Raw genomic sequence first — 25,479 nt, forward strand, 5'->3', positions numbered from 1 at the left:
AACACTGTTTATCAACACTTTCTATCAACAGAAAACTGCTTTTATGTCTTGCCAGTAATTACTTGTTTTTACCTTCAGCAAATAAGCTATCAAGCTTTTGCTCATAATCGTGGTAACCGAGGTAATCGTATAAATCCATACGGGTTTGCATGGTGTCGACAACCGCTTTTTGGTCGCCATCTTTTAAGATTGCGCTGTAGACATTTTCAGCGGCTTTATTCATCGCACGAAATGCACTTAACGGATACAGCACCATGGCTGCGCCCCACTGACCGAGTTGCTCTTTGTTCCATAACTCTGTTTGACCAAACTCGGTGATGTTAGCCAAAATCGGGACATCAAGTGCATCGGCAAAGGCGCGATAATGCTCTTCAGTTTTTACCGCTTCGGCAAAAATACCGTCTGCACCGGCGGCAACATAGGCTTTAGCACGGGCGATCGCCGCCTCTAAACCTTCTTGAGCAAATGAGTCGGTTCTTGCCATGATGAAAAAATCAGGATCAATACGGGCATCGACAGCCGCTTTAATGCGATCAACCATTTCTTCAGTAGACACAATCTCTTTGTTCGGGCGATGACCACAACGCTTCTGCGCAACTTGATCTTCCATGTGCACAGCTGCAGCGCCGGCTTTTTCCATATCACGAACGGTTTTAGCGATGTTAAATGCACCACCCCAACCGGTATCGATATCCACTAATAGTGGTAAGTCACAGGCTGAAGTAATACGCTGAACGTCAACAATCACATCATTGAGTGACGTCATACCTAAATCAGGTAAACCATAAGATGCGTTCGCCACACCGCCACCCGATAAATATATCGCTTGATGACCAATTTGTTTCGCCATCATTGCTGAATACGCATTAATAGTTCCAACGATTTGTAGTGGCTTGTTGTCGACTAATGCCTGACGGAATTTTTTGCCTGCGCTCATGATATCCCTCTCTATTTGTTATTGCTATGCGGCAGTTGTTTACGCTTAACTGCCGAAGCTTAATTAACGGTTTAATTTAGTTTCGATATTATTTTTGGAGTACATGATGTGACGACGCATTAGCATCTCTGCTAACTCTTCATCACGATTTGAAATGGCTTTAACTATATGGGTATGTTCTTCAAAGGCAGTTGTCACCCGAGGTCCTGCCATGCCTAATTGCACTCGGTACATACGAATAAGGTGATACATACCGTCTATCAGCACAGAAATGAGGTGTTTGTTTTTGCTCCCTAGAATAATGCGGTAATGAAAATCCACATCACCTGCTTCTTGATAATAAGACTCGCCAGATTTCACTTCATTAGAGTGTTGGCTCAGAAGCGTTAATAAATCTGCAATCTCTTCATCAGTCATGTTTTTAGCGGCAAGCCTAGCCGCCATGCCTTCAAGGGATTCGCGCACTTGATACAACTCTATGAGCCCTTCAGGCGTTAATGCCACCACTCGGGCACCTATATTGGCTTTACGTTCAACCAAATGGCATGACTCTAAACGGTTTATTGCCTCGCGGATAACTGCGCGGCTAACGGCGTACTTTGTCGACAGTTCTGTTTCACTCAGTTTTGAGCCTGCCGTAATATCGCCTTCAACGATGTCCTTTCTTAACTCAAAAAAGGTTTTATCGGCTGCTGTAATGGGCTGTTCAGTAAAAAATGTCATTTTAAGTAGGCTGTCTGACCAAAGAATAATTGTCGACAATATAAGCCAATAATAACAAGTGGTCAACATAAACAAGCTAGATTGTCGACAAAAGTATAAAACGCCAGTGATAAATCAACGCTGCTAAGTTGTGGCTAAAGCATAAGCAGGGCAAAGTATGTTTACCGATATAAGCTCGCGATATGACTCAGAGAAATAACACAGAGAACTAACACAGAGAACTAACACAGAAAACACCCATGCTCGGTTAACGCCTCCCTTATTTATAAATAGACAGATAGATAGACAGATAAATGGATAAATGGATAAATGGATAAATCGTGACGGAGCGGATGAATAAACTCACCCATAAGCCCCATACATTGGGCAATGAATAAATGTATAACAGCCAAGCAAGCTTAGGGAGTACACCTAAGCCGTTTTAAATATCCCAAGTAAATAATATGGCTATGGCACAACTTTATTGCCCATAAAACGCGCAATTAAGCGGTGTTCATGACTATTTGTTGCTTAGTTCACCATTTACTCAGCCCTGCTCTTGCCTAGTGGCTTGTCAGTTCATTATCATAAGTTAATTTAATGCACATTCAGTGATATCCATCAGCAATTTTGCGGAGCAACAATGACAACTATCAACTTACTTTTAATCTGTGGCGGCGGCAGTGCAGAGCATGATGTGTCTTTGTTATCAGCTGATTTTTTTGAATCATCTCTCGCAAATAGTAACGAGATTAATTTACTGCGAGTTGAACTTGATAAAAATGGCCATTATCACGATCAAGATGGTAATGTTTGTGAGCTAACCAATAAGCGCGAAATTCGTTTTGAAGATCAGCAAAAAGCACCTTGGCCTGTAGACTATGTCATTCCTTGTATTCATGGATTTCCCGGTGAGACCGGTGACATTCAATCTTATTTCAATTTAATCCAATTGCCTTACTTTGGTTGTGAGTCAGAAGCCTCAAGAAACTGTTTTAACAAAATCACCGCCAAAATGTGGTTTAGCGCCTTAGGCATCCCTAATACGCCTTATATTTTTCTTAATGAACTAAATGATGACGCTATACAACAAACGGCAGCAGCCTTATCAGAATGGGGCTCAGTATTTGTTAAAGCCGCCTCTCAAGGTTCATCAGTGGGCTGCTATAAAGTTGATGACGCAACGCAAATACAACAAGTATTAACTGATGCCTTTAGTTTTGCGCCTTCTGTGGTGGTTGAAAAGACCATTATCGCCCGAGAGTTAGAAGTCGCAGTTTATCAATATCAAGGTGAAGTAATAGCAACACTGCCAGGTGAGATCATTTGTGCCAGTAACACTTTTTATACTTTTGAAGAAAAATATAATGCTTCAAGTAAGGCGACCACCAATGTAGTCGCAAAGAATTTATCTGAGGATGTGTGTGAAGCGATTCGCAGCTATGCGATAAAAGCATTTAAAGGGATGAAGTTAAGACACTTATCAAGAATTGATTTCTTTCTAACCGAAGAGAATGAAATTTTACTAAACGAGATTAATACCTTCCCTGGCTCTACACCAATTTCAATGTTTCCGAAAATGCTACAAAATCACGGCGAAAACTTTACTGATTACTTGGTTGAAAACATCAAAAGCCAATTATAAATCTAAACACATATACCAACTTGATACGACGATTAACGACAAAATAGCTATCGCGTCATATTGATTGAAACAATATTGGAATATGTTTGCTGATGGCCAGCATCTTCCAATTGTTTGCGCCAAGGGTTATCTTGAACCCTGACCATATAGAAACGCTCACGGTAGGTATCAGTGACGAATGCAATCCCATGTTGCATTAATTCATAATGAATATCATGTACAAATACCAAAGAAAAATTCTGCCTGCCTGTTAACTGATTAATGTCTCCTCGCGTTAAGCTTACTCCATTCTCTAATTGTTCAAATTGAATCATTAGCCAATTCGCAAAATCTTTTGAACTCACCATTTGATTGCCCTCGTATTTAAATCAAAAAAACTACAACTAAATCTAACTAATAGTTTAGTGCACTTTACGATTTTCAGCACAATAGTTTAACAAACTCATCTGGCCAAACATTATTCATCAAATGAAAAAACGGTAGTTTAACACCAAGAAATCACACACTACCCATTGAAATATAAAGAATTAGAATAAAACAAACACAGTCAAATAAAAACATATTAAGATGTCAACTTTTTAACCAGTGTCAACAAAATGACTTACAACTTGATTTTATCCGTTTACTAGAACAGTATTGCAACATTAACCCAACAGCTTAATGTTATATATAGTATTACTTCTATGTTGTTGTTCGTCATAACTTAATCGGAAAGGAATAATGTCAAAAATTGTTTTATGCATAGTCAGTTTTATGCTCATATCTGGCTGTAGTCAAACTCCTCATTTCAATGATTCAAACCTTAATTCAAACTCCCTAGTTGGCATTTATACTAATGATGATGGTTTTGGAAACCGTATTAATATCGTTTTAAATGAAGATGGGGGTTACGAGTCTCAACTAAATGGAACCATTGGAATAGAGGGGTTTTCTTATGGTGAATGGGAGCACACAACGAAGTCAAATAGTATTTTATTTTCCCCAATTAAAGAACATGGTTTTTTAAAAGGAAAACTTAAAACATTACTGATCATTAGTGATAGTAACAATATTTCCTTAATTCCAGCTAAAAAACTTAAAAGTCATTCTAAGTTAATGGCTGATTACGGACAATCAAACTATAGCTATCAGAAAAATAGTATTTAATTTAATCGTGCTCTAACCGCTTATGTACATGGATGTACTGTAAGCTTTGTTTAGTTACTTCAATAAGCCATTTTCGTTACTTCAAATTTAACTTCTCAATTATTATTCCCAGCTATAAACTTCAAATATTTTACAAGCCAGCCACAAAGAATACCTGCTCTGACATAGGCCTCAAATAGTATTAAATGCAACCCCAAAAAAGGCCAGCTTTCGCTGACCTTATTTATTGCTATTGGCTTTTACTAAAAGCCTTCCACACCAGCCATATCAGGTAATTGATGGGCTATCCCTTTATGACAGTCGATACAGGTTTTATCACCGCTCGCTAATGAGGTTGAGTGCATTTGCGAAGCGCGAGTCGATTGACGCGTAAAGTCCATATAATCGAAATTATGGCAGTTACGGCATTCTAATGAGTCATTAGCTTTAAGGCGTGCCCACTCATGCTCTGCCAACTCACGGCGTTTACCTTCAAACTTTTCACGAGTATTGATGGTGCCAAATACCTTGCCCCAAACTTCTTTCGAAGCCTGCATTTTACGAGCAATTTTATTGGTCCATTCATGTGGTACATGGCAATCTGAACACGTTGCGCGCACACCACTTCGGTTAGTAAAGTGAATGGTGCTTTGCAGCTCTTGATAAACATTACTTTCCATTTCATGGCAACTGGTACAGAACTCCTCGGTGCTTGCTAATTCAAGAGCGGTATTAAACCCACCCCAAAAAATCACCCCTGCTACAAAGCCACCTAATGTCAAAAAACCCAGGCTGTAATGAACACTTGGCCTGTTTACTACCTGCCAAACTAACTTCAATTTTTCTAGTATTTTTGCAATCATAAATGCTCCTAATGCTCAGTCGTTGAAGATTTTTTCATGAGTTCTTTAACATCCACAAAATCATTTTCAACCAATAACTTGGCATCTAACTGAGATACATGGCATTGAGTACAGTAATAACGACGTGGCGACAACGATGCCAAGAAATTATTATCTCTGTCCATATAATGCGTCACACTTACCATAGGAGCTTGAGAATGCCCAGTGCTACTACGCGCATGACATTGCATACATTTATTCACTTTCAAATCAATTTGATAACCATCAATTTTATGAGGAATAATTGGCGGCTGCATCGGGTAATTACGCACTTGCTTAACATCTGAATTAATCACTTTCTGCATAACAGGCGGTGTTGGTTCAACGTTTAATGGTGCAAGGCGTAATGTAGCAACTTTCTCATCAGGCACAGTTGCTGCCGTCAAACCAAAAGAGAATCCAACTAACGCAATGATTGACAATATTTTACGTGCTTTCATGGTGTCTCTCCTTAGGCTTTAACGATTTTAACCGCGCACTTTTTAAAGTCTGTTTGTTTTGACAATGGATCTGTCGCATCTAACGTGACTTTGTTAATGAGCTGGCTAGCATCAAACCAAGGAACAAATACCAAGCCAACAGGCGGCTTATTACGACCTCGGGTTTCTATACGGGTTTTAATTTCACCACGACGAGAAATAACCTTCACTTCATCACCACGACGTAAACCACGTTTTTTAGCATCATCTGGATGCATAAAACACACTGCATCAGGGAAGGCTTTATAAAGCTCTGGCACACGCTGGGTCATTGACCCCGAATGCCAATGTTCTAGTACGCGACCGGTTGATAACCAAATATCGTATTCTTCATCTGGCATCTCTGGCGCTGGTTCATAAGGCAGTGCAAAAATAACCGCTTTGCCATCTGGCTTACCATAGAACTCAAAACCTTTACCGGCTTTAACATAAGGGTCAGACCCTTCACGGAAACGCCATTTGGTTTCTTTACCGTCAACAACAGGCCAACGTAAACCGTGCTCTTCATGGTAACGGTCAAAGTCAGCTAAATCATGACCATGTCCACGACCAAAGGTTGCATATTCTTCAAATAAGCCTTTTTGAACGTAAAAACCAAAATGTTTAGCTTCATCATTCAAGAACTTAGGATCAGCATCACTTAATGGGAACTTCTCAACATTACCGTTTTGGTAAAGTACTTCGAATAACGTTTTACCTTTAAACTTAGGATTGGCATCTAAAACATCTTGCGGCCAAACTTCATCAGTGGTGAAACGTTTTGAGAATTCCATCAACTGCCATAAGTCAGACATTGACTCGCCTGGCGCTTTAACCATTTGATGCCAGAATTGAGTACGACGCTCTGCATTACCATAAGCCCCTTCTTTCTCAACCCACATTGCGGTAGGTAAAATCAAATCAGCTGCTTGTGTTGTTACCGTTGGATAAGCATCAGAAACAACAATGAAGTTTTCTGGATTACGGTAACCCGGTAATCCTTCTTCGTTCATGTTAGCCGCAGCTTGCATGTTGTTGTTCACTTGAACCCAATAACAATTTAAATCACCATCTTTAAGACGGCGATTTTGTTCAACGGCATGGTAGCCAGGCTTTGGTGGGATTATGCCACTTGGAATATTCCAAATTTCTTCAGCATGTTTACGATGCTCAGGGTTAGTAACCACCATATCAGCAGGTAAACGATGCGAGAATGTACCGACTTCTCGCGCGGTACCACAAGCTGATGGTTGACCCGTTAATGAGAATGGGCTGTTGCCAGGAGTAGAAATTTTACCGACTAGCAAGTGAATGTTATAAATAAGGTTATTACACCACACACCACGAGTATGTTGGTTGAAACCCATAGTCCAGAAAGAGGTGACTTTCTTTTTAGGGTCAGCGTACAACTCTGCAAGTTCAATCAACTTGTGCTCAGGTACACCAGAAAGCTCGCTTACTGATTTAACATCGTAGTCAGCTACAAACGCCTTAAACTGCTCAAAATCGATTGGGGTTGAATCACCCGCAGTCTCAACGTTCTTGGCTTTTTTCTGTAATGGATGAGTGGCTCGTAAACCATAACCAATATCCGTTTCACCTTTACGGAAATTAACATGCTTAGCGACAAAATCTTTGTCTACTTTATCGTTTTGAATAATGTAATTGGCGATAAAGTTAAGCATGGCTAAATCGGTTTGCGGCGTAAATACTATGCCTAAATCCGCCAAATCAAATGAACGATGTTGGAACGTCGATAACACAGCAACTTTCACATGTGGTGCACTTAAACGGCGGTCAGTCACGCGAGTCCAAAGGATCGGGTGCATTTCTGCCATATTAGAGCCCCATAATACGAAAGCATCCGCCGCTTCCATATCATCATAACAACCCATGGGTTCATCAATACCAAAGGTACGCATGAATCCACCAACAGCAGAAGCCATACAATGACGTGCATTGGGATCAATATTGTTAGAACCAAAGCCTGCTTTCATTAATTTAACCGCTGCATAGCCTTCCCACACAGTCCATTGGCCAGAACCAAACATGCCGACTGCAGTAGGCCCTTTAGCTTTAATGGTTTTTTTCCATTTTTCAGCCATGGTATCAAACGCAGTATCCCAACTAATGGGGCTGAACTCGCCATTCTTATCATATTTTCCGTCGGTCATTCTTAACATTGGAGTTTGAAGGCGATCGCGACCGTACATAATTTTTGATAAGAAGTAGCCTTTAATACAGTTAAGGCCTTTGTTGACTTCACTTTTTGCGTCACCATGGGTTGCAACCACTTTACCGTCACGCGTCGCAACGATAACGGAACAACCTGTACCACAAAAACGACATGGTGCTTTGTTCCACTCTAATTTGGTCTGCTCAGAGCTAGTAATTAAGTTACTTGCTGATGCCGGTAAAGCCATGCCTGCCACGCTGGCAGCTGCCATAGCAGCATTAGCCTTCATAAACTCACGTCTGTTCATACTCATTCTTCACCCTCTTCTAGCTCTTCGCTTTGGTGATAAACCATAGTGGCAGTAAGCACACCAGGTATTGCGTTAATAGTTGAAATGTCATCCATTAAGGAACGCTGGCTTGGTCCTTCAATCACTACGACTATCTTCATCTCGTTGTTAACTGATAAATCTGCATTGTCCATGGCCATAATTTGTTGGCGAACTTCAGCCATTTGCTCTGGTTTTACTTGCACTATCAGGCTAGTTACGTGGATTTCTTTTTTGCTCATCAAGATTACTTCTCTATTAATTTTTGTTTTAATTTCTATGATTATCCAGCGCCAGGAGGGCCAGAAAGAATTTGACTAAACCAAATGGTGAACCCTAATGCACTAACGAGTATAGCTGACAAAATGGGTGCTAAGAAAACCGTTAAAAATATAAAAATTTTAAGTTCTAGGCTTTTCTCAGTTTTAGAATCTATATTCATGGAGCCTCCGGCAGAGGTTTCTAAGGAAAGGGATGTAGCATAATTGTTACTGATTGATATTCGTGTGAATTCTATCTTTTATCAATGACTAAACTATATACTCACAAATTGGTAAAACGAATAAATGTTGATCTAGATCATAAAAAAACCAACAATTATTACAACTAGAAATGGCATATGAACAATAAAGCGCTTCAATAGTAAATCCAGCCAAAAATAAAAATCTCATTCATGTTAATTGATTCGATTTAAACCAGAACCACTGGAGAGAAATACTCATGCATAAGTATATATAGTCTCTAACACAAAAGTTATCAACTTGTTAATCGTCAATCAAACACTTACAGAACATTCTAGTGATTTCAAACAGGCTTAGCCGATAACCATGCGAGTTACCTCGATCACTTCTCCACCTTTAAATTATCCTCAAATAAAAAAGCACAACTGAATTGTTATTCAATTGTGCTTTTTAAAGAAATATAGATGTGTCACTACACGGTTAAATACTTATAACTTATAGCGTAAGACCTTCAAGGATTTTTGCTCATCAATATCAGTAAACTCGGGGGGATTATCAATACGCTCAACAAAGGTTAAGCTTTCTGCAGTTTCTTCAACTTGCTTCATTAAAAAATCACAGCCAAGCTCAGGCGCATTTAAACACAACAACACTTCACCGTTATCAGCCAGTAACTCTGGTAAACGTCTCAGCAGCCTTACATAATCTTTGGTGGCAACAAAACTTCCTTTTTGATTACTTGGTGGATCGGCAACAATTAAGTCATAAGGCCCAAGTTTGGTTAGTTTGCCCCATGATCTAAAGATGTCATGACCGAGAAAGCGTGCGCCTGAAGCAAAATCATTGAGCAAATGGTTTTGTTTGCCTATGGCTAATGCGCCCTTGCTCATATCCATATTAACCACTTCAGTCGCTTCGCCCTGTAAAGCGACAACAGAAAAGGCGCAGGTATAAGCAAATAGGTTAAGCACTTTTTTATCCTTTGCGTGTGCTTTAACCCACTTTCGACCATTGGCCATATCAAGGAAAATACCGTGATTTTGCCCGCGTAACAGGTGGACTAAAAAATGGGCACCATTTTCTGTCACTATGTGTTTTTCAGGTACTTCACCGGCAACAACATCGGTTATAGTTTGCCCTGCATTACGGTACTGAAATACTAAATTAAACGGTTTATCGCCATGACACTGCTGCCAAACTGCTTCAATATCAGCAACCATTGACTGTCTTTCTGATTCTGGCAGCTCTTTAAAGCTGGTAAGCAGTAACACAGGGTTAAACCAGTCTAAGCAAATATGCTCATAACCGCTAAAGAGCCCCCCGCGACCATGAAATAAGCGACAAAGGTCATCACCTAATTGTGCTTGGGCTAATGCGTTAACCGCAGGAAAATTTGAATCATTTGAATTCATTTATAACGCTCATTTATGTAAATTAAACATGACCATTTTCGGACTTTTCAGATGGGGTTTCATCTGTTGTTTGTTCGGCTTCTTCTACTCGGGCAACTAATTCCCCATTTTTGTCATCTTCATCATGGATTTCATCAGATAACAAGATAGCCAACCACTTACCACTGTCACTGGACTCTAATGCAATTTTGACAATCATAGTCAGTGGTACAGATAACAGCATCCCTACTGAGCCAAGTAACCAGCCCCAAAAAATTAATGACAAGAACACCACTAAGGTTGATAAGCCTAAACCGCGGCCCATAAATTTAGGTTCAACCACATTACCCATGACAGTATTTGTGCCTAAAAATAATAAAGCCGTAACACCTGCAGCCCCGGGCCCCATTTGAATGAATGCCAATAGTACCGCTGGAATAGCAGCAATTATAGAACCAATGTTGGGAATATAGTTAAACAGGAAGGCTAACACTGCCCACAATAATGCGTAGTCAACCCCAATAATACTCAAGCCAATACCGACAATAATACCGGTGCCAATACTGACGAGGGTTTTTATCACCATATATTGATTAACTGAATGCAAAAATTTATCAATTTGCTTCAAGCGCATGTCTGGATCGTCTAAGGCAAAATGAAACTTTTTCGGTAATGATTGGGCTTCAAACAACATAAAGATAATGGTCAAGATGATTAGAAACAGATTTGCCATCACATTACCAAGGCCTGACAACATATTAGTGGTCATGCTTAAGGCCATACCGGGGTCAAAGTATTCTAAGGCTTTTTCTTTAGAGATATTAATATTTAACGCGGTTAGCTTTTCTAATATCCATGAAAACTGCTCAATTAATTGTTGGCGGTAAACCGGTATTTGTTTAGAAAACTCATTAATAGAGCTGCCCACTAAACTCGCCAGCCATAAGCCCATTAGCACGATCAATAGCATCAACAGTATAATTGATAGCCATTTAGGTACCCTAAAACGGCTCATAAATACAATGGCGGGATTACAAACAACCGCTAAAAATGCAGATAATACAAACGGGACCACAATTGGACTTGCTGTTTTGATACCGGCAAGGATCACCACTAAGCAAGCCATGATGGCAAAACCACGTAACGCAATCGAGGAAGAGTTACCTCCATTCATAATGAAAACCTTTTTATACTTAAACGTGAATTAAACTAAGATTTGTTAAGTTGAAACTATATGCGTAATTAATTGAAAAAACAAAACAACTAACTGCAAAATTATTGATTATACCTGTTATATTTTGTGTATAAATGTTTAAAGCGCCCCAAGGGTGAATTAAGCGAGTAAAATTAATTAATTTGAAACTAAAGCAAGTCACTAAACACTGATCGAAACGCTAAGCTAGCACGTATTATTACTTATGTTGGCAAAATGAATGGTGAGACTTTATGAAGATTTTAATAACTGGGGCAACAGGATTTGTTGGCCAACAATTAGTACATTTACTGCAAGAAGAACATAAGCTTACTATTGTTAGCCGTAATATTGAGCATGCTGAAGCCGTGCTGGGTAATAAACATCATTACTTATCAGGCCTTGATACCTTAGACAATCTCAATGAATTTGATAGCGTGATAAATCTAGCTGGAGAGCCCATTGTCGGCAAACGCTGGAGCCAACAACAAAAGCAACGTATTTGCGACAGTCGCTGGAATATAACCGCCAGACTGGCCCAGCTGATCCAACAAAGCACTACCCCACCAGCAAGTTTTATTAGCGCCTCTGCCATCGGCTTTTATGGTCGCCAAGGCCAAGAGCCTGTTGATGAGCATAGCCAAGCCCATGATGAGTTTAGCCATCAGGTTTGTAGTGAGTGGGAACACTTAGCCTTAAAAGCTCAGTCAGAAAACACCCGAATCTGTGTGCTCAGAATTGGCATTGTATTAGGTAAAAATGGCGGTGCATTAGCAAAAATGTTGCCACCGTTTAAATTAGGCTTGGGCGGCCCGATTGGTAAAGGCACCCATGGGGTTAGCTGGATCCACATTGATGACCTAACCCATCTGATTGAACACTTAATTAACTCTAACGATGCTAAGGGTATTTTCAATGCTACCGCACCGAATCCTGTTAATCACAAGCAATTTGCTCAATCATTAGGCTTTACCTTAAAGCGCCCAGCTAAAATCCCGACACCTGTATTAGCATTACGGTTAGCCATGGGCGAAATGGCAGACTTAATTGTTGAAGGGCAATTTGTATTGCCCAAACGTACATTGGCGTCAGGCTTTAACTTTAAATATACCCATATTGACCCAGCGTTAGATTCAATTTTTAATGCCTAATCACTTGGATATGTGCAGTTCTGATTATTGTGGTCTTCAAGAACACTATTTACTGTTAACCAGCTCAGTGGTTTTATCCATAAACCACTGGTAACGTTTTGGTAAAGGTCGATGTTTTTTATAAATCATGTACAAGGGCTCTTTTACCTGCTTATCAAGTTTAGCAATCGATATTGCCGCTACATCACTAAAGCTTTTTACTGCAAACTCAGGTAACACAGTAAAACCTAGGCCTTTTGAAACTGGCAACAAAATTTGGTTAAGTTGATTAACATAACTGACAACCCGAACCTCTATTGCTTGTTTATCTTTATAGTTATTAGCCACCACTTGCTGCCAATTATGCATCGCATCTGGGTGAGCAACCATGCCCAACGCCATTAACTCATCATAATTTATTACCGTTTTTGATTCACTTTTCGGCACCACAAGACAAAGGTGCTCATAGCCTATGGCTAACACTTCAAGTTCAGGGTCGGAAACAAGCTGGGTCACAATGCCAATATCAATATCGTTATTGGATAATAACTCTATTATCCTTCTATTGGGTCCAGCTTCGATTGAAACATTCAGCTGCTGATGTTTGATTTGATAATCAATAAAGTGCGGATATAACAATGAGGCTAATGAACCTGAACAAGCAAAGCGGCACTCACCCACATGTTCTGAATCAAGCTGTAAATCGGTTAATAATTGCTGCTGTTCCTTAACTAGAGATTGGCCATATTGCTGTAACTGCATACCGGCCGACGTTAATTCAAAGCGCTTACCAAAGCGTTCGATTAACTTTACGTTCAACTGCTTTTCTAATTTCTGCACATGCTGACTCACACCCGGTTGAGTCATAAACAACTGCTCAGCAGTTTGAGTAAAGTGGCCTACTTCAGCCAATTTTAAGAAGGTCGTTAACCATTTTTGATTAATCATCAAAGTTACCTTTGTTATTCAAGCAGCAAGTGCAGATGGCACGCTCTGCTAATCTTTAGTTTTGATAGCATAGCAAATTTTAAATAACAGCAGGTTATAAAACTTACTCACTTTGATAATTAAATGATTTAACTATTCGCAGTAAGAAGCTGGAGAAAGTAAGTTAACAACTATTGATTATCGAAGGAATATTGCCTTTTAATTTCGACAACTTCAACGCTGTAAGCGCGGTACCACTTATCTTGACCTAACTTTTGCGCCACGGCATGTTTTGAATCTTGATGCCAAGCTTGAATATCAGCCTCTGAATGCCAATATGAAATCGCGATTTCCTTATCCCCTTCTGATACTGCAATAAAATCGATGCAATTATAATGGTTAAACGCTAGGTCCCTCATCACGGCAACAGTATCTGAATAATGCTTATCTTGTTGTCCAACCGTTGCTTTAAATATCACCGCAAACATGCTTCAAACTCCTTTTGATTAGTAATAAGGCATAAAAATAGGGAGTTAAACTCCCTATTTAAACTAATACCTATTTATATAAGTGCTATTAATTGCTCATCAAGCGTTATTAACCTGCTTTAAGTAACTCACCGCAGGAGCGATTAAGTAACTGTCTGCAGCGCCACATGCCTAAGAATGATACCACCGCAGCGCCCGCTATTGGGGCGATAGCCCACCACGGCCAGTGCATGTACACCACAAGTTCAAACACTTGGGTTTTGAGCATGTACAGCGCAAACTCAGCGACAATCACCGCTAAAAGGCCTGCTATAGCCCCCAAGATGGCAAATTCAAGCCCTGTTGCTGAGCGAAGTAACCAGCCTGAAGCGCCAAAGGTGCGCAGCACTGCAAGCTCACGCTGGCGAGTCGCCATTCCTGCTTCCGTTTGGGCTATCAGCACTAAAGCACTTGCCAGTAACACCAGTGCCAACACTAAGGTAAGCGACAATGACACTTGGTCAATAATCTGTCTAAGTTGTTGCACCATAGCGCCAACATCGATAACCGAAATTGTCGGAAACTGCTGAATTAACTGCAATACCACGGCATTTGCAGTTAGCGAACTGCCCGCTTGTTTCAAGTCTTCATCATTTAAATGAAAGCTCGCCATAGAAGTATACGAAAAACCTTCTAAGGCTTTAGGCCTAAATATCATAAAGAAATTAGGTTGCAAGGTTTCCCACTGTACTTGTCTAAAGCTGGTCACTTTAACGGTAACCGCCCGATTATCCATAGTAAAGGTCATGGTATCGTTAAGGGCTAAGCCTAAGCGCTCTGCTACACCTGACTCGACCGACACCTCATCATCTGCTTGATTAAATGTGCCTTCAGTGATGTCGTTGTTAGGCGGCAAGGCGTCACGATAAGTCAGATTTAACTCTCTTGAAATACCGACTCGCCCTTCTATGCCAGACTTTTCTTCATCTCGCGAAATCAACTCTTCATCATTAATATGAGTTAAGCGACCACGGATCACAGGGTAAATATCGGTCGCGATAATTTTGTTAGTATCTAAGAAGTCATCTAATGGCTTAGCATCTTCTGGGGCGATATTGACCAGAAAATAGTTAGGCGCATTTTCAGGTAATTGTTTTTGCCATTCATTGAGTAAGTCTTGTCTTAACGCCAAAATGGTCAGTAAAAGCACTAATGCGCTGCTAAACCCAACCAACTGCACTGCATTTTGTCTAGCTCTGCGGCGCAGACCCGCTAATGCTAACTGAAATGGGTTGGTGGTTTTCATGCCAACGCTGTGACCAAGGCGGATCATCACAAAGCCCAGCACGCTAAGCAGCACTCCCAATAACAATACAGCCAACACCACAGTCATGGTCAGTTCAATACTGCGTGAATATAAGTAGCCCAGTAGCGCCATCGCCCCTAAACTCAGCAACAAATGCAGCCACATGCCTAGCTGTAAGCCTTCTAATTGACGCTGTAATACCCGTAATGGTGGAATAGCTAACAAGCGCATCAATGGATAGGCAGAAAACATAAATGCACTGATGAGCCCGGTACTGACACCCAGAAGAATTGGTCGGCTATAAGGCGGAGAATAAGCCGCTATTTCAGCAGGTAAAAACTGGGTAATACCAATATCCAGTAGCACACCACCGATTAAACCTAAGACAATACCTAATGCCGTTACCAACATGAGGTGCAACCCAAACAAGCTGCGGATTTGCTTAGCTGAAGCGCCAAAGGTTTTAAGCATCGCCACCACATCATAATGACGCTGACAATAGCGCTGAGCGGCAATACCAATGGCTGCACACGCAAGGGCAATACCTAACAAGCTTGCCAGCAATAAAAAGCGTTCGGCACGTTTTACCGCAGAGGCAATCGGTGAATCACCACTTTGAACGTCTACCCAGCGCTGACTATTATTTAATAGCGGTTTAACTTGGTTTTCAAACTTGGTTAATTGCGCTGCATCGCCAGCAAATTGATAAATATAACTGACTCGACTACCTGGTTGGATAATGCCTGTTGAGTCAACATCATCAAGACGCATTAAAAGTACTGGTGATGATGCAAAAGGATTAAAGCCTGCATCGGGTAAACGACTAATCTCAGCGCTTAAATTAAGCTCTATATTACCCAGTTCAAGGGTTTTGGGGTAATTCAGTAACCCCCCTAAGCGATTTTCATACCACGCCTCACCTTTAGCGGGCAGTGCTTGAGTCGCGCCTGATGATAGCTCTATTTCGCCCCGCAGTGGATAACCATCAGCAACAGCTTTTATGGTCACCAGTTGAAATTTGTCACCCGAGTAAACCATGGAGTTAAACTTCATATTGGTGACATAGTTAACCGATAATGACTCTGCTATCGCCAATACCTTGTCATCAATTTTAACAGGTGAATCAATAATGCGATCAGCGGCGATAAAATTAGCCGCCTCACCATTAATGGCAACTTGTAATCGCTCACTCACTCGAGCAAGACCACTGACCGATAACACAGCCAAGGTTATCGCCAATACAATTAGTACTAGCTGGCCTTGCATTAATTCTCTTTTAAACAGACGCCACGCTAATTGTAACTCCATTAGCTGGCCTCCTCGGTCACGTTTTCAAGCGTCGAGTTAGTGTTTGCAGCCGTTATCGCAGGTTCAGACAAATGACCATTTTCCATCACCAGTTGACGTTTGCAGCGTTTAGCCAATTCAAGATCATGGGTCACTAACACCAGCGTGGTATCACTTTCTTGGTTTAAGGCAAACAACATATCAGCAATTTTATCGCCGTTTACACTGTCTAAATTTCCGGTAGGTTCATCAGCAAATAACACTTTAGGCTCGCAAATGAAGGCTCTAGCAATAGCCACACGTTGTTGTTCGCCGCCCGATAATTGCTTAGGAAGATGGGTCAAACGATGGGAAAGCCCCACTCTGCCCAGCATGCTTTGGGCCTTTTCTTTAGCATTGCTGACACCAGCAAGCTCCGCTGGCAGCATGACATTCTCAAGGGCTGTGAGGGTATCGACCAACATAAAAGATTGGAAAATAAAACTGACCTTTTGTTTTCTCAAGGCGGCTTTTTGCTCTTCATTCAGGCCCGATAATGCTTGGCCATCAAGATAGATCTCACCCGATGTTGGCGTATCAAGCGCAGCCAGTAAACCCAGTAAGGTTGACTTGCCAGATCCAGAAGGCCCAAGAATAGCAATACTGTCTCCCTGCTTGACATCCATATTAATGCCGTTGAGGATAGTGAGCTCTCCCTCTTGGGTCACCACTGTTTTATTGAGGTTAGTTACATTAATGGCACTGGAATTATTTGCAAAATTAGTAGACATACGATCCTTCTTATTATTACCGGCGAAACGCCTGCTTAATGCGGCTTTCATCTTAGTTGTGGTATCTGCAGTGTCGTTTTCAACACTGGTCACATCCGCGTTGTTAACATCGACACCTAGCTATGCTGCCACGGTTTTAATCCTTGGCGATAGTCTAAGTGCAGGTTATGGCATGTCGGAAGAGCAAGGTTGGGTACAATTGTTACGTAATGACCTGCCCGAATACCAAATTATTAATGGCTCTGTCAGCGGTGAAACCACAGCTGGCGGATTACGTAGACTACCAGATCTACTGGCTTCGAGCCCTGTTGACCTTGTTGTTATTGAGCTTGGTGGTAATGATGGTCTACGTGGGTTCCCCCCAAAACAGCTGAAATCAAATCTTACAAAAATGATTGAGTTATCTCAACAAAGTGGCGCCGATGTGTTACTTACTGAAATCATGGTGCCGCCAAATTATGGTCCTCGATATACTAAAATGTTTAATGATGTTTATCATCAATTGGCCAGTGATTATGATATTGAACTGATCCCATTTTTTATGCAGGAAATCGCTCCTAACCCTGACTTAATGCAACGAGATGGCATTCACCCTAATGAGGATGCCCAGCCTAAAATTACGCAATGGATGAGTCCATGGATCATCGATGCAGTAAAAAAGTAACAGAGGTTAAAACATTTAGTCAAAAATGAGAACAAAAGCCTAAAATAGTAATTTTATTTTAAGGTTTAGGATTTAGAATGATACACAAATAACTTTGTTCAAACGTTCTAAAATACTAATCCTTAATGACAGTTTTTGAGCAATAAGGTTTGGTATTTTGTTTATGACTACAAGGAAATCTCATGGCTATCAGTCGGCAAAAGAAAGTTTACCTACCTACTACGACCAGAAAAAATCAATATATTACCGTTGGTTTCCCACTTACCGATGAGTTTATCGCTCATTATGAAACGTTAGAAAACTGCTACCAAGAGTTTTCTAAGCTGGTTTTTCAAACCGCGGATAAATTTGAACTTTATAATGTCCATGTTGTTGCGACAGATAAACTCCCTGTTGTGCGTTTTCATAATGAGGTTTACTGTTTTTCAACCCAAGAGCAGTTACGATTTTTCTATAACCCGGTGCATCATGAAGCAAACCGTTTACACATGATTCCTGATTATCGCGCTAAAAAACTTAAAGTGGTCTTTTTAGCAACGGGTGATGAAATTCGCAGCAAAGCAGCAAACTTTCATGCTCGTATTCGTGAGTTTACTGAGGCATTAATGCCACAGTTACCCACTCAGAAGCTGGCAACCAAAATACGCGATCACCAGCATATTTCTTATGATCTATTTGCCAAAAATAAAGGTCATAAAGAAACCTACGGTTATAAGCTAAGAGCGCTTAATAGCCGCTACCAGCATCGTGACTGCCCATTACCAGAAGATGTCAGTGCACTTTCTTACGTTCAGATCACTATGCCTGTTGGTCGCCGAATTAAAAATCAGCTACTTGCAGAAAACCGCAATGATTTTAGCGATAGTTACCAAAAGGTTTGCCAAAAATTTATTGACGCTGCTCGCTCAAAACAACTGAATAAATTAGCCGTGGTTGCTAATGGTAAAGTACCTTTAGTACGTAATAGTAAGTTTGAAGATTTACAAAGTACCGCTGAATTTCAAATGATCGGTTTTGACCCTAGTGCCACAGATGCTGAGCCTATCTGTCATTGGGATGGAAATGTCATTACTGAAGCAATACGCTTTGTCATTGTTGCGGGTGATAGTGATATTGCTGATGGTGGTTATGGCCGCTTTATGAACCAAGTTGAAGATGCGATGCGTAAATTTATCAGTGACATCGACTTTGATAAAGAGCACATCGATTTAACTGTAGGCTTCCATCAACACCTTAGCTATAAAGCATAATTAACTCTATTCTCCCCATAAACGGCAGCCTAGCTGCCGTTTTTTATTGCTCCTTTTTTATCATCCTTCCTTGTGCAAGATACATCAAAAAAACTTGTTAAATAAATGTGGCCAGATTTCACATTGATTAACAAGTGTCCTCCAAGGCATGTTGAACAACATACGAATAAATCGTATCCACTCCTTTGGGGCGTATAACGCTGGAGTAGGACATAAATAATAAAAAGCAGGAGATGCTATGTTCAACAAGACAAAGCCTTGGCTGGTACCTACACTTGTAGCAACAGCTGTCACAATCAGTTTAGCGGGCTGCGGCTCAGATGATAACGATTCACAGATCACCGAAATCCCACCCGTTGTTCAACCACCAGCAGAAACCGGTCCCACCTTCCCTGAAGGTGCCATCATGGTCGAAGCGGGTGATAACCTCACTATCAGTATTCAAGAAGCATTAATCAACGCCCAAAGTAATGACGTTATCGTATTACCCAAAGGTAACTTCAAAATAGAATCAACCTTACTGTTTGATGGTGATGTAGACGGCGACGGCAGTTTTGCCAAAAATATTACCATTATGGGTTACGGCCAAGATGAAACCGTGTTGGATTTTTCTGAGGCCAATTCGGGTGATGGTATTTTTGTTCAAAATGCCATGAACATTATTATTCAAGACTTATCCGTTAACGAAGCCAAAAATAACGGTATTAAACTCAAAAATACCAATGGCATTATTTTAAGAAGATTGGCAACCATTTGGGAAGGCGAACTTGATGAAGGCAACGGTGCTTATGGTTTGTATCCTGTAGAGTGTGAAAACATTCTTATTGAAGATACCTATGTTCGCGGTAGTGCTGATGCCGGTATTTACGTTGGCCAATCCCAATATATTGTAGTGCGCCGCAATATCGCTAAAGAAAACGTCGCCGGCATTGAAATTGAAAACTCTAAATATGCCGACGTTTACGATAACGAGGCCATGGGTAATACCGGCGGTATTTTAGTCTTCGATTTACCGATTAATAACCATAGATATGGTTCAAGCGTACGTATTTTTAATAACAAGGTTTACGATAATAATACCTTGAATTTTGCTAACGCATCATCAAACCCAGCAGGGGTACATATTGTGCCACCCGGAACTGGGGTGATTGTGTTATCCACTGACGATGTAGAAATTTTTAATAATGAAATTACAAACCACGACACGGTTGGCTTAACTATTTCGAGCTTCTTTATTGCTGAGCCCGATATCAGTACTTTTGTGGGTAATTATGGTCAACCAGGCCAAGCTATTGATGATGGCTGGCGTCCAACACCGCGTAATATCTCCATTCATGACAACGTGATCAGCGATTATGGCACTAAGCCAAAAGGCTATTTAATTAAAGATATCATCACCGCTTATGTATTAACCCACGGCGCATTACCGGGGATTTTATATGATGGTTTAGGTGAGATGTTCTCTAACAACGGCACCGCGGCCTATTTAGGTTTACAGGAGTTACCTTTTGCCGCCGATGGCAGTGATAACGTGTGTGCGCAAAATAATGGTGAGGTAAGTATTGGCCGTTTATATGCCAATAATAATACCGATGCCAGTATTGCCGATGTGCTTTATGAAAAAACGCAAATGGACTTAATGAACTGCGCCCAAGTGAGCCTACCTGTTCATACCGTTACCTTTGGTGATGAGATATTTGGCTGTGGTGTTGATGATGATACCGCAGGTTGTGATGGCGGCACTTTAATCGGTGGCGGTGGCTCTATTGGTGAAGGTGAAGGCGGCCTTGAAGGCGATGGTGATTTAGCCTTATGTGAAGCCAGTGGTGATAATGTCAGCTGGGATGCACTACTAAAAGCTAACTGCCCTAACCTGTCTGATTATAATCTATTTGCAGATATGGCTAATCCAACCGATGGGCCAAACTCGGGTGGCTTAGCTTATGATCTTAATACGCCATTATTTACCGATCATGCCAGTAAATATCGCTTTGTGTATTTACCTGATGGCACTATCGCCGACTACAGCGAAAATGAATCATTCGACTTCCCTGTAGGCACAGTGATCAGTAAAACCTTCTCTTTACCAACAAACACTAATAATCGTGGATTTGCAAACGAGGATTTAATTGAAACACGATTACTGATCCATCGTGACACTGGCTGGACAGCGCTGCCTTATGTTTGGAAAGCCGATAAATCCGATGCTGTTATTGCTAAAGCGGGCGCGATTCAAGGAAAAACCATTACTCACAAAGGCGCTGAATTGGCATTTGATTACGTCGTACCCAGCATGAATCAATGTAAGCAATGTCATCAATTTAAAGCCGATGAAGACAGTAATGCGGTATTTATGCCCATTGGACCTAAAGCTCGTCACCTTAATAAAACTTACCCATATGCTGATGGAGCAATGAATCAACTCGCGAAATGGCAAGCGGCAGGTATTTTACAAGGCGTGCCAGAATTAGACACTGTCCCTATGGTGCCAAAATTCCAAGATGGCGATGAAGCAAATATTGATTCTATGTCGGATACTGAGCTTATGGCCGTTGCTAAAGGCTACTTAGATATTAACTGTGCCCATTGTCATCGACCTGAAGGTAATGCCTCTAACACAGGCTTAAAGCTTGAGTACTGGCGCAGTTATGATGAAGATGCAGGATTTTCTCATGGTACTTGTAAGTCACCTGTTGCTTATGGCGGCGGCAGCTTAGGTTTTGATGTGGTTCCGGGTAATCCTGAAGAGTCAATCTTACATTTCCGTATGGAAACCAATGAACCTGGCGATCGTATGCCTGAAATTGGCCGTAGCTTGTCCCATGATGAAGGTGTTGCACTCATCAACGAGTGGATTAAGCGATTACCTGCAGCATCATGCTCCTAAGTAAGCTTTAACCCATGTAATGTAAACACGGGTTATATCAAACCAAATAAGCCGGGGAAACTCGGCTTTTTCATCGTACATTCTATTCATACAAGGATGTCATCAATGTTTGTTTTTAAAGCCCATCAAATACTTGTTATTAGTTTATGTTTGTCGCTAATAGCCTGCGGCGGCTCTGACTCAAAAGAGAATAATAACGATAACAATATCCTTGATACGCCAACGCCACCAGTATCAGTGCCAGAGGATCCCGAGACAGCGCCAGATGAGCTATGTTTACAAAACAATAGCGAAGTGAATTGGCCCGCATTAATGAGCGCAGATTGTGACAATCTAGCGGATTACAGCTTGTTTATCGACCCAAGCAAACCAACTGAATCACCACGAAGCCCAGGTATGCTTTACCAACTATCTACTGAGTTATTTTCCAATTACGCCAGTAAATATCGGTTCATTTTTTTACCTGATAATCAAGCAATCAGCTTTCAAGCCCAAAGCCAATTCGAATTACCCGTTGGTAGTGTATTAGTTAAAAGCTTTGCGTTACCTTTTGATACCCAAAATAGTGGCGCAGATAATGAGAAATTAATCGAAACACGGCTATTAATCCATCGAGAAACGGGCTGGACAGCATTAGCCTACCAATGGCTTCAAGGCCAAGCTAAACTTGTTATCGCTGGCGCGAATGTGGCCCACACCATGAATAATCAGGGCGAATCGATTAGTTTTGATTATCACATTCCCAGCAAAGCTGAATGTAAAATTTGCCATCAAGTTAATGAGCAAGGAAGCAGCAACATAAAGCCTATTGGACTTAAAGCCCATTTATTAAACCGCCAAATAACAGACAGTAACAACACCCCCATTAATCAACTGACTCAGTGGGCACAGCAAGGCCAGTTAATAAACTTACCCGCGCTTAACAGCGTTGCACAATCTTTTGCCATTAATGATGAAACAGCAGAATTAACCAGCCGCGCTAAAGGCTACCTCGATGTGAATTGCGCCCATTGTCATAGCGCAGAGGGCTTTGCCAGCATTTCAGGCCTCAGACTTGAGTATCATATTGATCATACTTCATTTGAGTATGGCGTTTGTAAGCAGCCACCAGGTTGGGATGGCGGCCCTAATGGGCTTGCTTATGACATTGTTCCTGGCAATGGCGAGCGCTCTATTGTGCATTATCGACAAACACTGTTAAGCCCTAAAGATAGAATGCCGCCCATTGGCCGAGAAATGACCCACATTGAAGGCGCTGATTTAATTAAACGCTGGATTGATGACATGGCTATCACCATTGCAACGTGCAGTTAAATTAGCTGTAGCAGAGTGCACCGTTAAATAATGAATAATTAAGCAATGAAATAGGAAAACTAAAGACTGTTAACTGACAAGATTAAGCTTTAAGAAGTGACCGGGTGGATAGCCAAGCCAATGCTTAAAGCTTTGTCTGAAATGGCTAACATCGCCATAACCGAGCACTTCAGATATGTCTTCTGCACTCAACTCATTTGCTAAAATTAAATTTATCGCTGCTTGGCAGCGCACTTGATCCACCAGCTTTTGATAACTGGTTCCCGCAGCCGATAGTTTTCGGCGTAAACTTCGGGCGCTCATATGGTGTTTTTCTGCCAATTGTTCAAGCTTGGGTGGCTTAGGCATGCATAGGCGAATATCTGTCAGCAGCGGCTCAATAAATGACACGCCATCTGGCACCGAAGCGGCTAAGGCAAGGTGGTCAAATTGATAACTTAGCGGTGTATTGAGTATAGCAATATCAATACCCCACTCATAGAAATCACAATCAAACACAATTTTAGCGCCGGTTTCTGCACTTAAAAACTCAGTGTTACATTGAGGCTCTGCCATATGAATTTCATCAATAACCACAGTTGAAGCCACTAACTGCCTTGCTGCGCCTAATAACGCACAAACACTGTGCTGAAATTGAAAAGCAAACTTTTGGGCGTTAGCTTTTCCGGTATTGAGCCACCTTACCCATAATCTAGTCTCATCAAAACGAATAACAGTATCAGCAAAGCTACCCGCTAAATCAGGGTTTTTGATCACAAACAGTAGGCATTGATTTAAGGTGGTAAATTTATCAAAGAAAGGCAGTAACACATCAAGACTGGCAATTTGATAACTGGCGCCCAATCGAGCGCCAATTTCAGGATCTGGCGAGGTCGTTCTTAACACTTCCATGGCATACTCAACCTGCCATACATAAACAAACTGCATGGCGTTGAGTTCTTGCGGCCCTAAGCCAATTTTTAAATAGATATCAGTAGCGACAACGTCGCCAAGATGCAGTTCAATAAAGTTAAGCAAATTCCGTAGTTCAAAGGCAGGGTAACATTGATCCCCTACCATCATATTTGCCTTGTAGCCTAATTCTCTTTGCATCGATACCCTATTCTAAATGGCTTATTTAACAGCGTTATCACGCTCCATCAAACGGTTTAATACACTATCAACCGATAAAGAAGCGCCATGGGCAATTTTATCAGCCAGTTTCTTTTTCATTTGATATTTAATTTTAATGACTTGGTGTTTTTTGGCTAACTCAAGCACCACATCATCACTGGTAGAAATAGCATCAACTAAGCCTAATTCAATCGCTTGTTGACCGTACCAATGCTCGCCGGTTGCGACTTTTGCAATATCCATATCTGGACGGTACTTACTGACAAACTGTTTAAATAACACATGGGTTTCTTCCAACTCTTGTTGGAACTTTTCACGACCTTCATCAGTATTTTCACCAAACACGGTTAAAGTCCGCTTAAAGTCACCAGCGGTATGCTGCTCGTAATCAATATCGTGTTTTTTAAGTAAACGGCTAAAGTTTGGTAATTGGGCAACAACACCAATTGAACCCACAATCGCAAATGGCGCGGCAACAATTTTGTTCGCAACACAGGCCATCATATAACCGCCACTGGCTGCCACTTTATCAATACAGATAGTCAGTGGGATATTGGCTTGCTTCAAGCGGTCTAACTGGCTAGAGGCTAAACCATAGCCGTGCACCATTCCGCCGCCGCTTTCAACATTCACTAACACTTGATCGTTTTCATCAGCAACGGTTAATACCGCAGTAATTTCTTCTCTTAATGAGGCGACTTCACCTGCATCAATACTGCCTTTAAAATCGATAACAAATACTTTTGAAGTGGGAGCATCTTCTTTATCAGCCGCTTTTTCATCAGCTTTTAGTTTTTTCTCATAAGCTTTAAATTGCTTTTTAGACAGCAGCTCTTGCTTTAATTCTTTCTCAAGTTCCTTTAGCTCATCAGTAACATCAGTAAGCTTTAACTCACCCTTTTCAGTTTTATGTTTAATACTGCTTGCTAAAACCACAATAACAACGGCAAGAATTGCAACGACAATAGTGACGGCTTTCGCTAGAAACATGCCGTACTCGGATAAAAACTCCAAAATACACTCCAAATGGGAAAAGTTAATTGCCGT

23 protein-coding genes are annotated in these 25,479 nt (G+C 41.1%); 7 read left to right on the forward strand and 16 right to left on the reverse strand.

What is annotated here, in order from left to right; genetic code table 11:
• Positions 1-58: 58 nt before the first annotated feature.
• The gene (gene prpB, locus BCU94_RS10295) at positions 59-937 is read right to left on the reverse strand and encodes a methylisocitrate lyase (protein WP_076536891.1); all 879 of its coding nucleotides are present in this window, start codon (positions 935-937) and stop codon (positions 59-61) included.
• 63 nt (positions 938-1,000) lie between these two features.
• Positions 1,001-1,660, reverse strand: a complete 660-nt coding sequence (locus BCU94_RS10300; protein ID WP_102476335.1) for a GntR family transcriptional regulator — start codon at positions 1,658-1,660, stop codon at positions 1,001-1,003.
• A gap of 622 nt (positions 1,661-2,282) precedes the next feature.
• On the opposite strand from BCU94_RS10300, the gene BCU94_RS10305 reads away from it, so the two are divergent.
• Positions 2,283-3,284, forward strand: a complete 1,002-nt coding sequence (locus BCU94_RS10305) for a D-alanine--D-alanine ligase (RefSeq protein ID WP_102476336.1) — start codon at positions 2,283-2,285, stop codon at positions 3,282-3,284.
• Positions 3,285-3,331: 47 nt separating this feature from the next.
• Here BCU94_RS10305 and BCU94_RS10310 read toward each other — a convergent pair whose 3' ends face one another.
• A complete protein-coding gene (locus BCU94_RS10310) occupies positions 3,332-3,631 on the reverse strand; it encodes a hypothetical protein (RefSeq protein ID WP_102440554.1) in 300 nt (99 codons plus the stop codon).
• 373 nt (positions 3,632-4,004) lie between these two features.
• Between BCU94_RS10310 and BCU94_RS10315 the strand changes: the two genes are divergently transcribed.
• The gene (locus BCU94_RS10315) at positions 4,005-4,430 is read left to right on the forward strand and encodes a hypothetical protein (protein ID WP_102476337.1); all 426 of its coding nucleotides are present in this window, start codon (positions 4,005-4,007) and stop codon (positions 4,428-4,430) included.
• A 242-nt stretch (positions 4,431-4,672) separates the two neighbouring features.
• Here the strand turns inward: BCU94_RS10315 and BCU94_RS10320 are convergent, their stop codons facing one another.
• From BCU94_RS10320 to BCU94_RS10350, 7 genes are all read right to left on the reverse strand, one after another.
• Positions 4,673-5,260, reverse strand: coding sequence for a cytochrome c3 family protein (locus tag BCU94_RS10320; protein ID WP_102440577.1), 588 nt, complete (start codon positions 5,258-5,260; stop codon positions 4,673-4,675).
• 20 nt (positions 5,261-5,280) lie between these two features.
• Positions 5,281-5,751: a nitrate reductase cytochrome c-type subunit gene (locus tag BCU94_RS10325; protein WP_102440552.1), complete on the reverse strand. Its 471-nt coding sequence runs from the start codon at positions 5,749-5,751 to the stop codon at positions 5,281-5,283.
• 11 nt (positions 5,752-5,762) lie between these two features.
• Positions 5,763-8,252, reverse strand: a complete 2,490-nt coding sequence (gene napA, locus BCU94_RS10330; RefSeq protein WP_102440576.1) for a nitrate reductase catalytic subunit NapA — start codon at positions 8,250-8,252, stop codon at positions 5,763-5,765.
• A 2-nt stretch (positions 8,253-8,254) separates the two neighbouring features.
• Positions 8,255-8,515, reverse strand: coding sequence for a chaperone NapD (locus BCU94_RS10335; protein ID WP_102440551.1), 261 nt, complete (start codon positions 8,513-8,515; stop codon positions 8,255-8,257).
• Between the two features lie 41 nt (positions 8,516-8,556).
• Complete coding sequence (locus tag BCU94_RS10340; protein ID WP_102440550.1) at positions 8,557-8,715, reverse strand: periplasmic nitrate reductase, NapE protein; 159 nt, start codon at positions 8,713-8,715, stop codon at positions 8,557-8,559.
• Positions 8,716-9,222: 507 nt separating this feature from the next.
• A complete protein-coding gene (locus BCU94_RS10345) occupies positions 9,223-10,146 on the reverse strand; it encodes a class I SAM-dependent methyltransferase (RefSeq protein WP_102440549.1) in 924 nt (307 codons plus the stop codon).
• A 22-nt stretch (positions 10,147-10,168) separates the two neighbouring features.
• The gene (locus BCU94_RS10350; RefSeq protein WP_102440548.1) at positions 10,169-11,299 is read right to left on the reverse strand and encodes an AI-2E family transporter; all 1,131 of its coding nucleotides are present in this window, start codon (positions 11,297-11,299) and stop codon (positions 10,169-10,171) included.
• Positions 11,300-11,571: 272 nt separating this feature from the next.
• Between BCU94_RS10350 and BCU94_RS10355 the strand changes: the two genes are divergently transcribed.
• Positions 11,572-12,468, forward strand: coding sequence for a TIGR01777 family oxidoreductase (locus BCU94_RS10355; protein WP_102476338.1), 897 nt, complete (start codon positions 11,572-11,574; stop codon positions 12,466-12,468).
• A 45-nt stretch (positions 12,469-12,513) separates the two neighbouring features.
• Here BCU94_RS10355 and BCU94_RS10360 read toward each other — a convergent pair whose 3' ends face one another.
• From BCU94_RS10360 to BCU94_RS10375, 4 genes are all read right to left on the reverse strand, one after another.
• Entirely contained in the window at positions 12,514-13,395 is an 882-nt protein-coding gene (locus tag BCU94_RS10360; RefSeq protein WP_102476339.1) for a LysR family transcriptional regulator, read from the reverse strand.
• Positions 13,396-13,565: 170 nt separating this feature from the next.
• Entirely contained in the window at positions 13,566-13,862 is a 297-nt protein-coding gene (locus BCU94_RS10365; RefSeq protein WP_102440545.1) for an antibiotic biosynthesis monooxygenase, read from the reverse strand.
• A gap of 109 nt (positions 13,863-13,971) precedes the next feature.
• On the reverse strand, positions 13,972-16,455 hold the full coding sequence (locus tag BCU94_RS10370; RefSeq protein WP_102476340.1) for an FtsX-like permease family protein: 2,484 nt from the start codon (positions 16,453-16,455) through the stop codon (positions 13,972-13,974).
• Complete coding sequence (locus BCU94_RS10375) at positions 16,455-17,204, reverse strand: ABC transporter ATP-binding protein (RefSeq protein WP_102440543.1); 750 nt, start codon at positions 17,202-17,204, stop codon at positions 16,455-16,457. Before BCU94_RS10375 ends, BCU94_RS10370 begins: the two co-directional genes overlap by 1 nt.
• Before the next feature lie 85 nt (positions 17,205-17,289).
• Between BCU94_RS10375 and BCU94_RS10380 the strand changes: the two genes are divergently transcribed.
• The 4 genes from BCU94_RS10380 to BCU94_RS10395 all read left to right on the forward strand — a co-directional run bounded on the left by BCU94_RS10380 (position 17,290) and on the right by BCU94_RS10395 (position 23,319).
• Entirely contained in the window at positions 17,290-17,868 is a 579-nt protein-coding gene (locus tag BCU94_RS10380; protein ID WP_241904989.1) for an arylesterase, read from the forward strand.
• 182 nt (positions 17,869-18,050) lie between these two features.
• The gene (locus BCU94_RS10385) at positions 18,051-19,118 is read left to right on the forward strand and encodes a DUF3083 family protein (RefSeq protein ID WP_102440541.1); all 1,068 of its coding nucleotides are present in this window, start codon (positions 18,051-18,053) and stop codon (positions 19,116-19,118) included.
• Between the two features lie 238 nt (positions 19,119-19,356).
• Complete coding sequence (locus BCU94_RS10390) at positions 19,357-22,005, forward strand: parallel beta-helix domain-containing protein (protein WP_102476341.1); 2,649 nt, start codon at positions 19,357-19,359, stop codon at positions 22,003-22,005.
• Between the two features lie 105 nt (positions 22,006-22,110).
• Positions 22,111-23,319 carry an SO2930 family diheme c-type cytochrome gene (locus BCU94_RS10395; protein ID WP_102476342.1) on the forward strand — a complete coding sequence of 403 codons (1,209 nt, stop codon included), beginning with the start codon at positions 22,111-22,113 and terminating at the stop codon, positions 23,317-23,319.
• Positions 23,320-23,388: 69 nt separating this feature from the next.
• Here BCU94_RS10395 and BCU94_RS10400 read toward each other — a convergent pair whose 3' ends face one another.
• Complete coding sequence (locus tag BCU94_RS10400) at positions 23,389-24,411, reverse strand: AraC family transcriptional regulator (protein WP_102476343.1); 1,023 nt, start codon at positions 24,409-24,411, stop codon at positions 23,389-23,391.
• Positions 24,412-24,432: 21 nt separating this feature from the next.
• On the reverse strand, positions 24,433-25,446 hold the full coding sequence (sohB, locus tag BCU94_RS10405; protein ID WP_198590876.1) for a protease SohB: 1,014 nt from the start codon (positions 25,444-25,446) through the stop codon (positions 24,433-24,435).
• Between the last annotated feature and the right edge of the window lie 33 nt (positions 25,447-25,479).

Source organism: Shewanella sp. 10N.286.52.C2, from assembly GCF_002874545.1.
Lineage (GTDB): Bacteria > Pseudomonadota > Gammaproteobacteria > Enterobacterales > Shewanellaceae > Shewanella.

Excerpts from the sequence above, each read along its gene's own strand:
- prpB (WP_076536891.1), bottom strand. The coding sequence starts at position 937 with ATGAGCGCAGGCAAAAAATTCCGTCAGGCATTAGTCGACAACAAGCCA.
- BCU94_RS10300 (WP_102476335.1), bottom strand. The coding sequence starts at position 1,660 with ATGACATTTTTTACTGAACAGCCCATTACAGCAGCCGATAAAACCTTT.
- BCU94_RS10305 (WP_102476336.1), top strand. The coding sequence starts at position 2,283 with ATGACAACTATCAACTTACTTTTAATCTGTGGCGGCGGCAGTGCAGAG.
- BCU94_RS10310 (WP_102440554.1), bottom strand. The coding sequence starts at position 3,631 with ATGGTGAGTTCAAAAGATTTTGCGAATTGGCTAATGATTCAATTTGAA.
- BCU94_RS10315 (WP_102476337.1), top strand. The coding sequence starts at position 4,005 with ATGTCAAAAATTGTTTTATGCATAGTCAGTTTTATGCTCATATCTGGC.
- BCU94_RS10325 (WP_102440552.1), bottom strand. The coding sequence starts at position 5,751 with ATGAAAGCACGTAAAATATTGTCAATCATTGCGTTAGTTGGATTCTCT.
- napA (WP_102440576.1), bottom strand. The coding sequence starts at position 8,252 with ATGAACAGACGTGAGTTTATGAAGGCTAATGCTGCTATGGCAGCTGCC.
- BCU94_RS10335 (WP_102440551.1), bottom strand. The coding sequence starts at position 8,515 with ATGAGCAAAAAAGAAATCCACGTAACTAGCCTGATAGTGCAAGTAAAA.
- BCU94_RS10340 (WP_102440550.1), bottom strand. The coding sequence starts at position 8,715 with ATGAATATAGATTCTAAAACTGAGAAAAGCCTAGAACTTAAAATTTTT.
- BCU94_RS10345 (WP_102440549.1), bottom strand. The coding sequence starts at position 10,146 with ATGAATTCAAATGATTCAAATTTTCCTGCGGTTAACGCATTAGCCCAA.
- BCU94_RS10350 (WP_102440548.1), bottom strand. The coding sequence starts at position 11,299 with ATGAATGGAGGTAACTCTTCCTCGATTGCGTTACGTGGTTTTGCCATC.
- BCU94_RS10355 (WP_102476338.1), top strand. The coding sequence starts at position 11,572 with ATGAAGATTTTAATAACTGGGGCAACAGGATTTGTTGGCCAACAATTA.
- BCU94_RS10360 (WP_102476339.1), bottom strand. The coding sequence starts at position 13,395 with ATGATTAATCAAAAATGGTTAACGACCTTCTTAAAATTGGCTGAAGTA.
- BCU94_RS10365 (WP_102440545.1), bottom strand. The coding sequence starts at position 13,862 with ATGTTTGCGGTGATATTTAAAGCAACGGTTGGACAACAAGATAAGCAT.
- BCU94_RS10370 (WP_102476340.1), bottom strand. The coding sequence starts at position 16,455 with ATGGAGTTACAATTAGCGTGGCGTCTGTTTAAAAGAGAATTAATGCAA.
- BCU94_RS10375 (WP_102440543.1), bottom strand. The coding sequence starts at position 17,204 with ATGTCTACTAATTTTGCAAATAATTCCAGTGCCATTAATGTAACTAAC.
- BCU94_RS10385 (WP_102440541.1), top strand. The coding sequence starts at position 18,051 with ATGGCTATCAGTCGGCAAAAGAAAGTTTACCTACCTACTACGACCAGA.
- BCU94_RS10390 (WP_102476341.1), top strand. The coding sequence starts at position 19,357 with ATGTTCAACAAGACAAAGCCTTGGCTGGTACCTACACTTGTAGCAACA.
- BCU94_RS10395 (WP_102476342.1), top strand. The coding sequence starts at position 22,111 with ATGTTTGTTTTTAAAGCCCATCAAATACTTGTTATTAGTTTATGTTTG.
- BCU94_RS10400 (WP_102476343.1), bottom strand. The coding sequence starts at position 24,411 with ATGCAAAGAGAATTAGGCTACAAGGCAAATATGATGGTAGGGGATCAA.